The sequence below is a fragment of the Microbacterium sp. K27 genome (assembly GCF_004794435.1).
Classification (GTDB): domain Bacteria; phylum Actinomycetota; class Actinomycetes; order Actinomycetales; family Microbacteriaceae; genus Microbacterium; species Microbacterium maritypicum_A.
Genome location: NZ_SSDK01000038.1, coordinates 41,713 through 54,553, shown reverse-complemented (window position 1 = coordinate 54,553; position 12,841 = coordinate 41,713). Strand labels below are relative to the sequence as shown.

Sequence of the window (12,841 nt, the reverse complement as noted above, 5' to 3'; positions counted from 1 at the left end):
GTATTTTTTGTACGCCTGTATCGTTGCTCCGGATTGGAGTCACAGAATGTCGACATCGACGACAGCAGAGAACGCGGTTGCAGCCCTGGCCGATGATCTCGCACGGGAGACGTACGAGAGTGCAGAAGAGGTCCTCCGCCTCTATCGACCCGTGCTCCGTGCCCTCGCCACCGCGGCCGGACCGACCGTCGAAGTCGTGCTCCACAATCTCGACGGCACCGACGTCGACCTGGGTCACACGATCATGGCCATCGAGAACGGGCACGTCACCGGGCGCGCTGTCGGGGGCCCCTCGACCTCTCTCGGTCTGGACGTGCTCAAGGACCGCCGGGGGAACCACGACGCCTTCGGCTACACCGGCTACACCAGCGACGGGCGGGAACTGCGCTGTTCCTCGGTCTACTTCCACAATGGCGCCGGCGACATCATCGCGTCGCTGTGCGTGAATGTCGACCTCAGCCCGCTGCTCCTCGCCCGCAAGACGCTCGACGCGCTCCTCCCGGCGCCCGTACCCGCGAACGCTCCGAAGGAGCACTTCGGCGCCGACCTCGTGTCGGTGATGGATTCGATGATCACCGAAGCCATCCGCGAGATCGGGCGACCCCTCGAGAGCATGTCGCGCGATGACAAGATCACCGTGCTGGAGCGGCTGGATCAGCGTGGTGCCACACAGATGCGCAAGTCGGTGGAGGCCATCGCCAAGCGCCTGGGCATCTCCCGGGTGACCGCCTACTCGTACCTCGAAGAGGCCAGGACGCGATGACAGGACCGACAGGGAACATGATGGACAACTCCGGCTTTGATGCGATCTTCGGTGGCACGCGCCTGATGGCGATCCTGCGCGGCATGGGGGCGGAGCACAGCCTCGCCCTGTCGACCACCGCGTGGAACCTCGGGATCGACGTCGTAGAACTCCCCATCCAGACCCCCGACGACGTCGAGGCGCTGCGCGTGGTCGCCGCCGCCGGACGCACGCGCGGCAAGGCCGTCGGCGCCGGCACCGTAGTCTCGGCCGAGCATGTCGCGCAGGCGCTCTCCGCCGGCGCCACGTTCACCGTCAGCCCCGGGCTCGATCTCGACGTCGTGCGCGCCTCGCACGAGGCCGGAATGCTCAGCCTTCCCGGTGTCGCCACGGCCAGCGAGGTGCAATCCGCCACTTCCGCGGGACTCACCTGGCTCAAGGCGTTCCCCGCGTCCGTACTCGGTCCGCAGTGGCTCACGGCGATGAACGGCCCCTTCCCCCAGGCACGATTCGTGACCACGGGTGGCATGAACGCGGCCAACGCCGCCGAGTACCTCGACGCCGGCGCCAGCGTCGTCGCCGTCGGCTCGGCGCTGGAAGACGCCGCGCAGCTGCCGCAGCTCGCCGCGCTGCTCGGTGCGGGCGCGCGGCGATGAGCTCTCTCGACGCGAGGCTCGCCCACGTTGACGCGCGTCTCGCGTACGAGATCGATGTGGTCGCCGCCCGCGAAGCCGTGGCCTCCGGAGAGGCGGTGCTGGTCGATACGCGGCGCCTCGAGTCGTGGAATCACGGCCACATCGCCGGGGCGATGCATCTGCCCAAGACCGCGGTCGACGCACGGCTCGCGACGCTCCCCCGCGATCGCACGCTCATCGTCTACGGCTGGGGCCCCGGGTGCAACGGCGCCACCTCGACCGCCCGAGTGCTGCTCGCCGCCGGGCTCGATGTGCGCGAGCTGCTCGGCGGCTACGAGTACTGGGTGCGCAACGGCTTCGAGGTCGAGTCGTCCGGGGTCGTCTCCCGGCGTCGTCCCGACCCTCTGGTCACGGCCGAGCCCTGACGGCGTCCCGGCCCGTCCGCCCTCTCGTTCCGGTCGCACTTACTGTCGCCAAAAGGCCGCCCGCACGACAGAAAGTGCGACCGGAACGAGGGAGCGGGAGCGCCGGAGGGGACGGAGTTGGAGGGAAGGGACCGAGGACTGGGGGAGGCGTCACCGGAGCCCGAAGGGCGCGAGCACCACACGGCGGTCCGTCCGCACCCACACCGCACCATCGGCACGCTTCTCGGCGCGGGTGGCGAAGCGGTAGCGGTACGACACCGCACGCACCCACCGCGGTCTTTCGCCCTCGAACGGGTCGATGCGCAGCAGCGCGAGGGTCGGAGCATCCGCTTCCAGCAACCGCACCAGGAACGCGGTGAACCAGTCGTCGAGCGAATGCCCGAGCGGAAGGAACCACATCAGCCAGTCGAGCCGCAGATGGTAGGGAGCGAACTGTCGCGGCATCCTGCGCACATCACCGGGCTTGCCACGGAACTCGTACTCGCGCCACTCCACCCCCTCTTCGTCGGCTGAGCCCTCGACGATGATCTCGATGCGCTCCTTCGTGACCGTGCCGAATGCGCCGTAGGCGTTGGCGAGCTGCCAGCGGTTGAAGCTCGCGTTCATCAGCTGCCGCCGCGCGAAGAGGTTGCGCAGCGCCGGCACGCTCAGCACGACATACAGCAGCCCGACCGCCGAGGTGACCACGACCCAGGCCAGCGGCATCCCGTCGATGATCCAGGGAGGATCGGTCCGCGGGGCGGCCACGGGCATCCCGACTCCCGGCAGCCCGATCACGGAGAACGCGATGACCATCGTCGCCGCGTTCAACCACGCGAAGTTTCCGGTGACGACGAGCCACAGCTGCGTCAGGATCACGATGGATGCCGCCACCGCACCGACGACCTGCGGTACCGGGCCGCGCACCCACAGCGCCAGGACCGGCGCGAACAGGAAGATCGGCACGACCAGCTGCGCGAAGTGGTTGCCCAGCACCTCGCCGCGATGGAACCAGCGCGGCAGCAGATGCGCCTGCCTGCTGAGCGGACCCGGCATGGGCTGCGTCTCATGGTGGTACATGAGTGCCGTCAGGTCGCGCCATTCGCGTCCGCCGCGGATCTTGATCATCCCGGCACCGAACTCGAGCCGGAAGACCAGCCACCAGAACAGGACGATCACGACGGTGGGCGGCGGCTGATCGCCCGAGCCGAGGAACGCCGCGAGGAACCCCGCCTCCAGCAGCAGCATCTCCCACCCGAACGAGTAGAACGTCTGCCCGATACTGACGATCGACATGTACCCGAGCCACAGCGCGAGGAAGCACAGCATCGGAACCCACGGCGGCCCCCACTGCGGGATGCCGACCACGAGAAGTGCCGCGACCACGATGCCGGCCGCGCACAGCAGCACGAGGCGGCGGTCGGTATAGCGGATGCGCGAGAACAGGGTCGGATGCAGCATCCGTCGTCTCGCCTTGTCGCGGCCGACCCATTCGAGCAGCGCCGGCGCGGGAAGCAGTCCGTGTTCGCCCAGCAGCGGCCGGAACTGGTTCAGGCTGGAGACGAACGCGACGAGATACAGCGCCGCGATGCCGCGCTGCAGCACCTCACGCGCGAATCCGAAGTCGACCGCCGCGAACCCGTCCACGGCCACAGGCTACGCCCGGGCTCGTGAACGGGTCAGGGGGTTGCACCGCGTCGGGAGGAGGTCTCCTCGTCGGGAGGAGGTCTCCGCGTCGGGAGGAGCCTCGAGGTCGAGATCTCCGCCCGAACGCGAGATCTCCTCCCACCGCGCGCTCACACCGTGCGCAGCGCCGACGTGGGCGAGAGGCGGGCGGCGCTGATCGCCGGATACAGCCCCGCGATCACACCGACCACCAGCGCCACGGCCGGGCCCCCGACGAGCACCACGAGGGGTATCGTCGCCGCCTGCCCCTGGATGCCGGCGTAGACGAACACCCCTGCGGCCCCCAGCAGCAGACCGGCGACGCCCCCCAGGCCGCCGAGCACGATCGCCTCCGCCACGAACTGACCCGCGATCTGACCCGAACGCGCGCCGAGCGCCCGCCGGAGTCCGATCTCGCCACGCCGCTCCAGCACCGCCACCACCATGGTGTTCGCGATGCCGATCCCTCCGACCAGCAGCGCGATCGCCGCGAGACCGACCGCGAGGCCGGACAGCGAGTCATCCGCGGTGTCCCGCGCCCCGGCGAGGTCGCCGAGTCCGGTCACCTGCACGTACGGGGACGACGGATTCGCGGCGCGCGCGATCGCGTCTCGGACCTTCTCGCCCGTGCCGCCGTCGGCCATGCGCACGTAGATCGAGGCGATCGTGTCATCGCCCTTCGCCGACACGTGCTCGGCCGCCCAATGATCGCCGAGGAAGGCACTCGCGTCGATGTCCTCCGCGAGCCCGGCCGAGTCGAGGATCCCGATCACGGTGTACCACTGCTCGCCGATCCACACTCGCACGCCCGGCTCCGTGATGCCCATGCGCGCAGCTGCCGCTGACCCGAGCACGGTCACCGGCAGGGAGCGGTCGGTCTCGTCGAACCACGACCCCTTCGCGACCGATCCCTCCACCGACGAGAGGAAGTCGGGACTCGCCGCATACGCGGTCAGCCCGTTGCCCTGGCTCTTCGGCATGAGGTCGTTGCGATACACGCCGGTACCGTCCGGCACCTTCTCGAGCACCCCGACCTGCTCCACCCCCGTCACCCGCTCGATCATCCCGCCGGCCGTCTCGGGCAGTGCGACCGGTTTGTTGTCCGGCCCGTACCCCGGCTGCACCACGATCATGTTGGCGCCGAGCGCGTCGAGCTTGGCCAGCAGCTCCGCCTGGTTCGATGCGGCGATACCCGTGATGGCGGTGAGTGCCGCGATGCCCACGGCGACGCCGAGCGCCGACAGGGCCGTGCGCATCTTGCGGCTGCGCGGCCCGATGAGCGCCGTGCGGATGCTGTCCGCGACGCTCAGCCGCGGCATCCGCTCCCCTCGGCGCCTCATGCCGCGACCTCTTCCCGATCCGGTGAGCCCGTATCGCTCACGATGCGTCCGTCGTGGATGCCGACCTGCCGCTGCGTGCGCTCCGCGATGTGCGGGTCATGAGTGATGATCACGACCGCAGTGCCGGAGTCGGCGATCGAGGTGAGGAGTTCGAGGATGCGTTCGCCCGTGGTGGAGTCGAGCGCCCCCGTGGGCTCGTCGGCGAAGAGCACCGACGGATTCCCGACGATCGCGCGGGCGATGGCCACCCGCTGCTGCTCCCCGCCGGAGAGCTGCCCGGGACGGTGCTTCATGCGGGCGCCGAGACCGACCCGTTCCAGGGCGGCCGCCGCACGCACCGAGCGCTCCGCCGCGGGCACTCCCGAGTAGAGGAGCCCGAGCGCCACGTTGTCGACCGCGCTGAGCGCCGGCAACAGGAAGAACTGCTGGAACACGAACCCGATGCGGCGAGCGCGCAGCACCGCCCGCTCGCGCTCGGCGAGGGCTGCGGCATCCGTCCCGTCGATCAGCACGGTGCCGCTGGTGGGATCGTCGAGCGTGCCCATGATCGAGAGCATCGTGCTCTTGCCGGATCCGGATGCCCCGACCACGGCCACCAGTTCTCCGCTCTCGATCGCGAGACTCATGCCGTGCAGCACGCGCAACGGTGGACTTCCCGGATACTCCTTGATCACGTCGACGAGCTCGACCACGGTGTCCGGCGTCATCGCGCCACCACCACGGCGTCGCCGGCAGCGAGGTCTCCGCCCGTGACCTGCACCTTGGTGTCGGCGATCAGTCCGACCTCCACGGCGACCCGTTCGACCTTGCCGCCCTTGCGCAGCACGTCGACCGCATAGCCTCCGTCGGTCGTCGCCACCAGGGCGGTGACCGGCACGACCAGCGCGTCCTTCACCTCCGAGGTCGCGAACACGACCTTGACCGCACGCAGTCCGATGCCCTCGGCGACGGCCGGATCGTCGAACTCCACGTTCGCCGTGGCGGGCGTGGTCTCGCCCTCCTTCTCGGTCGGCTGACCACCGGGGTCGACGGCGGTCACCGTCGCGGGCACCTCCGTCCCGTCCGGCAGCACCACGGTCACCCGGGTCCCCGGCAGGATCTCGCGGGCCTGCGCGTCGGTGAGCTTGGCGACCACACGCAGGGTGGTGCTGGTGTAGGTCAGCGGACTCGTCCCGGCGGGGTCTCCCAGCTTTCCCTTCACCGACTCGATGCGCACCGATGCGGCGGTGATCGCGACCACGTCTCCCAGCTTCACGATGCCGTCCTGCGGCACCCCGAGCGACTTCTGCCAGGCCTTGACGTTGGTCTCCGTGACCGCGGTGAACTCGTCGTCCACCGTCATGTTCCTGCCGAAGCCGAGGTCGGCGAGCGCCTGCTCCAGCTGGCGCACATCCGGGCCCTTCTCGACGCCGACGCCGAGGTCGCGCCAGAACGGACGGTCGCCGCGCATCGCGATCACCGGCTTCCCGTCGACCTCGTAGATCGCCTGGCCGACGCCGATCACCTCACCCGCGGTGGGCAGGCGTGTGATGGTCCCCCCGCGCCCCGGCAGCGCGATGGATGCTCCGTAGCTGAGGGTGCCGTTCAGCCGCAGGTCGGAGGTCAGCGTGGTGAGCTCGGCCGTGGCGGTGACCGGCTTCTCGGCGTCGTCCGGAGACTCGGCCACCGAGCTCCACGGCTGCAGCACAGCGAGTGCCACCGCCGCGGCCACGAGCAGCACCCCGACCGGCAGCAGCACCTTCGTCACCCGGCGGCTCATTCCTCGCCTCCGGAGGGCATGACGGTCCCCGCGGTGAAGGCGCCTTCGAAGTATTCGCTCATCAGGGCGAACCAGTCGAAGTCGACGGCTTCGATGCTCTCCTGCGTGAACATGGGCGGCATGTCGCCCGCCTTCTCCGCACACGCCTCGAGGAGGGTGCGCGCCTCGTCTTCGGTGATGCCCGTCGGCAGCGTCAGCATGCCGTCGGAGTCGGGGTCGGCGAAGTCCGTGAAGCCGTTGTCCCGTGCGCACGACGCGAAGGCGAGCCCGGCCTCCGTGAGCTCCTCGGGGGAGATCATCTGCGTCTCGGCGCCCGCCTTCATCGAGATGTCCGGCTCCGGCTGCGTGAACTCGGGGACCTTCTCCTCGCACGCCTCCCACGCCGCGCGCTGGCCGCCGTCCTCGGGGTAGCCGGATGCAGCTGTCGAGGCCATCCACGTGCCGTCGTCGTCCGTGAAGATCATCGTCATCGCCATCTCCTCTCCGGCGCCGGCAGAGGCGGTACTGTCGCTCAGCGTGCCCATCGCCCCGTCACCGGGAGCATCCGGCATCAGCAGCCCGACCTGACCGCCTTCGACGATCTTCGCCGTCTGGCCCTCGTCGGTCAGGCAGCTCACGAACCGCGCAGCGGCCGCATCGTTCGCGCCGTCCTTCGCCTTGTCGTCCCCGGACGGGGCGGTGCACGCAGAGAGCGCGAAGAGCGCCACGACAGCGGGCATCACCACCATGGACCGGCGTGCTTTCGAGTCGAACATGACTTTCCCTTTCTCGCGGTCGCAGCTCGTCCGCGACGTGCAGTCAGTTCTACGGATGCGCTGGTTTGCTGGGGGTATGACGGCGCCTAACCGGAAACTAACCGCGCACCGCGCACCCTCGGAGACGGGAGGTGCCATGCGACTGCTGCTGGTGGAAGACGAGGCCGACCTGGCCGACACCCTCGCCGACGGCCTGCGCCGGGAGGGATACCTCGTCGACGTGGCGCGCGATGGGGCGAGCGCCCTGACCGCCGCCGCATCGAACGATGTGGACGTGATCGTGCTCGACCGTGACCTGCCCGTGCTGAGCGGCGATGCCGTGTGCCGCACCCTCGTGGCGCAGGAGTACCCGGCGCGCATCCTGATGCTCACCGCCGCCGGCACCCTCAACGACCGCGTCGAGGGCCTCGACCTCGGTGCCGACGACTACCTCGCCAAGCCGTTCGCGTACGTCGAGCTGCTCGCGCGCCTGCGTGCTCTCGGCCGCCGCGGACACTCCGCGCGCGCGAGTGCGGTGCTCGAATTCGCCGGGGTGCGCCTCGACGTCGTGCGGCGCATCGTGGAGCGCGACGGCACGCCGATCCGCCTCACGCTCAAGGAGTTCGGGGTGCTCGAGACGCTTCTCGCGGCGGAGGGCGGCTACGTCAGCGCCGACGATCTGCTCGACGAGGTGTGGGACGAGCCGCACGAGCGCACCCGAGGCGTGGTCAAGATCGTGGTGCACACGCTGCGCCGCAAGCTCGGGGCTCCCGAGGTCGTCCAGTCCGCGGCAGGGCACGGGTATCGAGTGGGGACGACATGAGACGCATGAGCTTCCGCACCCGGCTGGTCGTCACCATCGCGGCCGTGTTCATCGCCGCGGGTGCCGCACTGCTCTCGGTGCAGTACCTGGTGGTGCAGTCGCTGTTCGCCTCGGCCATCGACACGACGGCCGCGACCTGCGTGCCCGCGCTGTCGGTCACACAGGTCGCGCCGGGGACGCCGGCCGCGGACAGCACCGACATGAGCAGCATCTCCCCGCTCACCGAGAGCGGCGATCTCCTCTACGGCACGACCGGCACCGGATGCGCCTACTTCGCCGAGACCACCGATGTCACCGGCTTCGCGGTGGCCACGCCGATGCAGACCGTCGCGCTCGACGCCGTGGAAGGAGCGGTGCTGCAGCAGTCGACGTTCCTCGCGGACGAGGTCGGCAGCGGGCTCCTCCTGTGGTCGATCGTGGTGCTCGTCGCCTTCACCGGTGTCGCCGCCGCGATCGCGTTCTGGCTCGCACGGCGCTCACTTGACCGCATCGGGGAAGTCACCGCCGCAGCCCGCGACATCTCGGAGCGCGACCTCGGGCGCCGCCTCGATCTGCCGGGCCCCGACGACGAGATCAAGGAGCTGGGCGACACGATCGACGGGATGCTCGACCGGCTGCAGTCGGCGTTCACCGCGCAGGATCGCTTCGTGGCCAACGCCTCGCACGAGCTGCGCACCCCGCTGACCACGACCAGGACCGCCCTGGAGATCCCGCTCGAACAGGGGGCGGTGCCGGCGGACCTGCAGGCCAACATGCAGCGCGCGCTGCGGGCCACCGAGCAGAGCGAGCGTCTCATCACGGCCCTGCTCGCCCTCGCCCGGGCCCGCACCGGGCTGGACGAGGTCGAACCGGTGCAGTTGAGCACGCTCATCGAGGACCAGGTCGACGACCTCGACGCCCAGGAGATCGAGGTGCACGCGAACCTGCGCGACCTCACGGTCGAGGGCGATGCGGTGCTGCTGGCCAGGGCCGTGCGCAACCTGCTCGAGAACGGCATCCGCCACAACGTGCCCGGCGGTGAGCTGTGGGTGCGATGCCGGCGGGAACGCGGACGAGCCGTCATCGAGGTCGAGAACACCGGGACGCCGATCACCCCTGCCACCGTGCAGCTGCTCACCGAGCCGTTCTACCGCGGCGATGCGAGTCGCACCTCGGCCGGCCCGGACGGCACCGGGCTGGGACTCGCGATCGTGCAGAGCATCGCCAAGACCCATGGCGGCGAGGTGCGTCTGCGCGCCCGCAAGGGCGGCGGCCTGATCGCCGCGATCGTCCTCCCGCTCTGACCCGACCTACCTCCGGTCGCCCCGACCGACGACCTCCATGCGTTGCGTGAAGGTCATCCGGTCCTGCACGACCCGCTCCGGGTCCCACCCCGGGCCGGGCGTCGAGGCGATGAGGAGCTGCGAGTACGGGTGTTGCGGGCTTCGCAGCACCTGGCCGGTCTCTCCCTGTTCGACCACCGTGCCGCGGAACAGCACGAGCACGCGGGAGCAGAGCTCGCGGATGACGGCGAGGTCGTGACTGACGAACAGATAGCTCACCCCCGACTCGCGCTGGATCTCGGCGAGGAGTTCGAGCACCTGCGCCTGCACGGAGACATCGAGTGCGGACACGGCCTCGTCGAGCACGACGAGGCGCGGAGACACCGCCAGTGCGCGCGCGATCGCGACGCGCTGCCGCTGACCGCCCGACAGCTCATGCGGCTTCGCGTCGGCGTGCCGCTCGGTCAGCCGCACGCGATCCAGCAGCTCTCCGATCGTGCGGTCGATGTGCGCGCCCGCCCCCTGTTCCCGCAGACGCAGGGTGCGCCGCAACGCCTCGCGCACGGTCAGCCGTCGATCGAGCGAACCGTTCGGGTCCTGGAACACCATCTGCACCGCACGAGCCCTCGCACGGCGCTCGGCTCTGCCGCGCGGCCTGCTCAGGCGGTCGACACCGTCGATCACCGCCGACCCCGCGTCGGCGCGTTCCAGACCGACGAGGATCCGAGCGATCGTCGACTTGCCCGAACCCGATTCACCGACGAGGCCGAGCGCCTCACCCGATTCGATGGCGAAGCTCACGTTGTTCACCGCGACGACGCGCTCGGCTCCCGGACCCATCCGAAAGGCCCGATACAGCTCGGAGACCTCCACCAGACTCATGACGCCTCCTTCGTGTCGAGCACCGGGGCCGCGGCGATCAGCGAGAGCGTGTACGGATGGACGGCGTCCGCGAACAGGCCCGGTGTCGTCAGCGTCTCGACGATCTCGCCCTGCCGCAGCACATGGATCCGATCGCAGATCGCTCCGGCGAGCGCCAGGTCGTGGGTGATGAAGAGCATGCCGAGACCGCGGTCGCGGATCTGCCGTTGGAAGATCGCGATGATCTCGGCCTGCGTCGTCACGTCGAGCGCACTCGTCGCCTCATCGGCGAGCAGGAGCGCGGGATCGGTGCTCAGTGCGGAAGCGATGACCACGCGCTGGAGCATGCCGCCCGAGAGCTCATGCGGGTACTGTCGCATTCTCCGCTCCGGGTGGGTGAGTCCCACCGCGGCGAGGAGCTGGACGATATGCGCCTCGGCGCGACCTCGTCGCCAGCCGTGCACGCGGACGAGTCGTTCGGTGAGCGAGTCCCCGATGCGCCGCACCGGATTGAGCGCGGCGCGCGGATCCTGCTGCACCAGCGAGACGGAATCGGAGCGCACTCGGCGCCGGGTGCTCCCATCGGCGGCGACCATCTGGGTGCCGTCGACGCGGATGCTCCCCTCGATCGACGCCTCATCGCCGTAGAGCGCGAGGACGGCGCGAGCCGTCGTGGACTTGCCCGAGCCCGACTCTCCCACGAGTCCGACGAGCTCACCGCGGTCCACCGTGAGGCTGACACCGGCGAGGATCCGAACCGCGTCGTCTCCTTCGCCGAAGGCCAGGTCAAGGTCCTGGATGTCGAGGAGCATCTTTCATCCCTTCGCAAGCAGTCGGTCGGCCACGCGCACCCCGGCGACGTTCACCGCGATGACGACGATGGCGATGGCGGCACCGGGGACGAGCGTGGGAAGGAACTCCCCCTGGATGATTCCGGGTTGCCCCTCCTGGACCATCAGGCCCCACTCCGAGCTCGGAGGCTGCGCCCCGAACCCGAGAAAGCTGAGCGTCGCGAGACTCATGAGGGCTTCGCCGAAGAGGACGACGAGATACCCGACGAGCGGAGGGAGCAGGTTCGGGATGACTCCGCGCACGCAGATCGTCAGGCCGCCGAGCCCCTGAACCCGGTACGCGTCGATGTAGGGCCGCGTCATCTCGCTCAGGGCCAGGCTGCGCGTGTACTTCGCGATGACCGGCGCGTATGCGAGCGCGAGCGCCACGATCGCCGTGGCCGGCCCCTTGCCGAACACGGCGATGACGAGCACGACGAAGAGCAGCCCGGGGAACGCGAACATCACGTCGGTCGCGCGGGCCAGGACCGTATCGATCCATCCGCCCCGCCACGCCGCCAGGACACCGATCGCCACTCCGAGCACGGTGGCGAGCGCGAGCAGCACCACCGGCCCGACGAGCGTTTCACCCGCTCCGATGAGAAGCCGGGAGAAGAGGTCGCGTCCGAGCTGGTCCGTGCCGAGCAGGTGCTGTGCGCTCGGCCCTTCCCAGATAGCGGCGAAGTCGACGCTGTCGGCCTGGAAGGGGGCGAGGAGCGGGGCGAACGCGGCCGCCGCCGCGATGAGTGCGAGGAGGCCGCAGGAGATCCAGAAACCGAGATCGGATCCGGACCGCCGACGGCGGCGCACCCGCGGGAGGATCACGGAGGTCATGCGGACACCGTCCTTCGTCGGATACGGGGGTCGAGCACGGGAAGGAGCAGATCGACGATCGTCGTGACGATCATGTAGGCCACGACCATGAACAGGAGCACCGCCTGCACCACCGGGAAGTCGTGCGTGTTGATCGCGTCGACGAGGAGCGAGCCGACGCCGGAGATCCCGAACACCGTCTCGACCGCGACCGTTCCGGCGATCATGCTCGCGATGACGAGCGCGACCATGGTGATGATGGGTCCCCAGGCCCCGCGCAGGACGTGATCGCGCACGATGTACCGCTCGCGGAGACCCGAGGCACGGGCGGCCTCGACGTGCTCCGAGGAGAACTGCTCGATCATGGACTGTCGTGTCACGCGGCTCACGATGGCGAGCGCGGTGATGGCGAGGGTGAGTGCCGGGAGTGTGAGCGCATACAGACGATCGAGTCCAGCGGACCCCGCACCTGCCACGGGGAACCATCGCAGTTCCACGGCGAAGAACGCGACGAAGGCGATTCCCAGCACGAAGGAGGGGATGCTCGCGGCGAGAGTCGTGAATCCGATGATGGCGGTATCGGCCGCCTTTCCTCGGCGCACGGCCGCGACGATGCCGAGGCCGATGCCGACGACGGTGAGCACGACGGCCGCGTAGGCGACGAGCGACAGGGTGATGGGCACCCTCGCCGCCAGGAGCGCGCTCACGGGCTGGTGGTACTGGAACGACTGTCCGAAGTCGCCGGTGAGGACTCCGGAGGCCCAGTGCCAGTACTGGACGAGCATCGGCTCGTCCAGGTGGTACTGGGCCCGGACGCTCGCGATCCGCTCCGGGGTCAGGTTCTCGGGGTTGCCGATGAGGAACGTGACCGGGTCACCCGGCGCTGCGTACATCGCAGCGAAGATGATGAAGGAGGCGATCACCAGCGTGAAGACCATGCCGGCGAGCTTGCGGAGCGCGAATGGCATCGTGA

Annotated in this window: 14 protein-coding genes; 5 read left to right on the top strand and 9 right to left on the bottom strand. The window is 69.6% G+C overall.

All coding sequences use genetic code 11. The features are described 5' to 3' along the window. Window positions 1-46: 46 nt before the first annotated feature. Genes DW307_RS09485 through DW307_RS09475 form a run of 3 tightly spaced genes read left to right on the top strand, consistent with a single transcriptional unit; the run spans window position 47 to window position 1,802 of the window. The gene (locus DW307_RS09485) at window positions 47-763 is read left to right on the top strand and encodes a helix-turn-helix transcriptional regulator (RefSeq protein ID WP_021200172.1); all 717 of its coding nucleotides are present in this window, start codon (window positions 47-49) and stop codon (window positions 761-763) included. After that, a complete protein-coding gene (locus tag DW307_RS09480; RefSeq protein ID WP_240750593.1) occupies window positions 760-1,398 on the top strand; it encodes a bifunctional 4-hydroxy-2-oxoglutarate aldolase/2-dehydro-3-deoxy-phosphogluconate aldolase in 639 nt (212 codons plus the stop codon). The genes DW307_RS09485 and DW307_RS09480 overlap by 4 nt, the downstream gene beginning before the upstream one ends. Then, window positions 1,395-1,802: a rhodanese-like domain-containing protein gene (locus DW307_RS09475; protein ID WP_136024585.1), complete on the top strand. Its 408-nt coding sequence runs from the start codon at window positions 1,395-1,397 to the stop codon at window positions 1,800-1,802. Before DW307_RS09480 ends, DW307_RS09475 begins: the two co-directional genes overlap by 4 nt. Before the next feature lie 150 nt (window positions 1,803-1,952). Here DW307_RS09475 and DW307_RS09470 read toward each other — a convergent pair whose 3' ends face one another. The 5 genes from DW307_RS09470 to DW307_RS09450 all read right to left on the bottom strand — a co-directional run bounded on the left by DW307_RS09470 (window position 1,953) and on the right by DW307_RS09450 (window position 7,300). After that, a complete protein-coding gene (locus tag DW307_RS09470; RefSeq protein ID WP_036331186.1) occupies window positions 1,953-3,428 on the bottom strand; it encodes a lipase maturation factor family protein in 1,476 nt (491 codons plus the stop codon). Window positions 3,429-3,577: 149 nt separating this feature from the next. Further along, on the bottom strand, window positions 3,578-4,786 hold the full coding sequence (locus tag DW307_RS09465; protein ID WP_029258842.1) for an ABC transporter permease: 1,209 nt from the start codon (window positions 4,784-4,786) through the stop codon (window positions 3,578-3,580). Continuing rightward, window positions 4,783-5,493 carry an ABC transporter ATP-binding protein gene (locus tag DW307_RS09460; RefSeq protein ID WP_029265630.1) on the bottom strand — a complete coding sequence of 237 codons (711 nt, stop codon included), beginning with the start codon at window positions 5,491-5,493 and terminating at the stop codon, window positions 4,783-4,785. The genes DW307_RS09465 and DW307_RS09460 overlap by 4 nt, the downstream gene beginning before the upstream one ends. Further along, window positions 5,490-6,545, bottom strand: coding sequence for a peptidoglycan-binding protein (locus tag DW307_RS09455; RefSeq protein WP_081859691.1), 1,056 nt, complete (start codon window positions 6,543-6,545; stop codon window positions 5,490-5,492). Before DW307_RS09455 ends, DW307_RS09460 begins: the two co-directional genes overlap by 4 nt. Next, complete coding sequence (locus tag DW307_RS09450; RefSeq protein WP_029265632.1) at window positions 6,542-7,300, bottom strand: hypothetical protein; 759 nt, start codon at window positions 7,298-7,300, stop codon at window positions 6,542-6,544. Before DW307_RS09450 ends, DW307_RS09455 begins: the two co-directional genes overlap by 4 nt. Window positions 7,301-7,436: 136 nt before the next feature. Here DW307_RS09450 and DW307_RS09445 point away from each other — a divergent pair, with 136 nt between their 5' ends. Next, complete coding sequence (locus DW307_RS09445; RefSeq protein WP_021200164.1) at window positions 7,437-8,102, top strand: response regulator transcription factor; 666 nt, start codon at window positions 7,437-7,439, stop codon at window positions 8,100-8,102. Window positions 8,103-8,107: 5 nt separating this feature from the next. Further along, window positions 8,108-9,385, top strand: a complete 1,278-nt coding sequence (locus DW307_RS09440) for a sensor histidine kinase (RefSeq protein ID WP_168441012.1) — start codon at window positions 8,108-8,110, stop codon at window positions 9,383-9,385. Between the two features lie 6 nt (window positions 9,386-9,391). Here the strand turns inward: DW307_RS09440 and DW307_RS09435 are convergent, their stop codons facing one another. Genes DW307_RS09435 through DW307_RS09420 form a run of 4 tightly spaced genes read right to left on the bottom strand, consistent with a single transcriptional unit; the run spans window position 9,392 to window position 12,836 of the window. Continuing rightward, window positions 9,392-10,246, bottom strand: a complete 855-nt coding sequence (locus DW307_RS09435; RefSeq protein ID WP_051667784.1) for an ABC transporter ATP-binding protein — start codon at window positions 10,244-10,246, stop codon at window positions 9,392-9,394. Then, on the bottom strand, window positions 10,243-11,037 hold the full coding sequence (locus DW307_RS09430) for an ABC transporter ATP-binding protein (RefSeq protein WP_136024583.1): 795 nt from the start codon (window positions 11,035-11,037) through the stop codon (window positions 10,243-10,245). Before DW307_RS09430 ends, DW307_RS09435 begins: the two co-directional genes overlap by 4 nt. Window positions 11,038-11,040: 3 nt before the next feature. Continuing rightward, entirely contained in the window at window positions 11,041-11,889 is an 849-nt protein-coding gene (locus tag DW307_RS09425) for an ABC transporter permease (protein ID WP_136024582.1), read from the bottom strand. Then, on the bottom strand, window positions 11,886-12,836 hold the full coding sequence (locus DW307_RS09420; RefSeq protein WP_029258835.1) for an ABC transporter permease: 951 nt from the start codon (window positions 12,834-12,836) through the stop codon (window positions 11,886-11,888). Before DW307_RS09420 ends, DW307_RS09425 begins: the two co-directional genes overlap by 4 nt. Window positions 12,837-12,841: the final 5 nt, after the last annotated feature.

Bases quoted from the DNA above. Each gene is read 5' to 3' on its own strand.
- DW307_RS09420 (WP_029258835.1), bottom strand. From the start codon at position 12,836: ATGCCATTCGCGCTCCGCAAGCTCGCCGGCATGGTCTTCACGCTGGTG.
- DW307_RS09445 (WP_021200164.1), top strand. From the start codon at position 7,437: ATGCGACTGCTGCTGGTGGAAGACGAGGCCGACCTGGCCGACACCCTC.
- DW307_RS09480 (WP_240750593.1), top strand. From the start codon at position 760: ATGACAGGACCGACAGGGAACATGATGGACAACTCCGGCTTTGATGCG.
- DW307_RS09435 (WP_051667784.1), bottom strand. From the start codon at position 10,246: ATGAGTCTGGTGGAGGTCTCCGAGCTGTATCGGGCCTTTCGGATGGGT.
- DW307_RS09455 (WP_081859691.1), bottom strand. From the start codon at position 6,545: ATGAGCCGCCGGGTGACGAAGGTGCTGCTGCCGGTCGGGGTGCTGCTC.
- DW307_RS09460 (WP_029265630.1), bottom strand. From the start codon at position 5,493: ATGACGCCGGACACCGTGGTCGAGCTCGTCGACGTGATCAAGGAGTAT.
- DW307_RS09450 (WP_029265632.1), bottom strand. From the start codon at position 7,300: ATGTTCGACTCGAAAGCACGCCGGTCCATGGTGGTGATGCCCGCTGTC.
- DW307_RS09425 (WP_136024582.1), bottom strand. From the start codon at position 11,889: ATGACCTCCGTGATCCTCCCGCGGGTGCGCCGCCGTCGGCGGTCCGGA.
- DW307_RS09475 (WP_136024585.1), top strand. From the start codon at position 1,395: ATGAGCTCTCTCGACGCGAGGCTCGCCCACGTTGACGCGCGTCTCGCG.
- DW307_RS09465 (WP_029258842.1), bottom strand. From the start codon at position 4,786: ATGAGGCGCCGAGGGGAGCGGATGCCGCGGCTGAGCGTCGCGGACAGC.
- DW307_RS09440 (WP_168441012.1), top strand. From the start codon at position 8,108: ATGAGCTTCCGCACCCGGCTGGTCGTCACCATCGCGGCCGTGTTCATC.
- DW307_RS09430 (WP_136024583.1), bottom strand. From the start codon at position 11,037: ATGCTCCTCGACATCCAGGACCTTGACCTGGCCTTCGGCGAAGGAGAC.
- DW307_RS09485 (WP_021200172.1), top strand. From the start codon at position 47: ATGTCGACATCGACGACAGCAGAGAACGCGGTTGCAGCCCTGGCCGAT.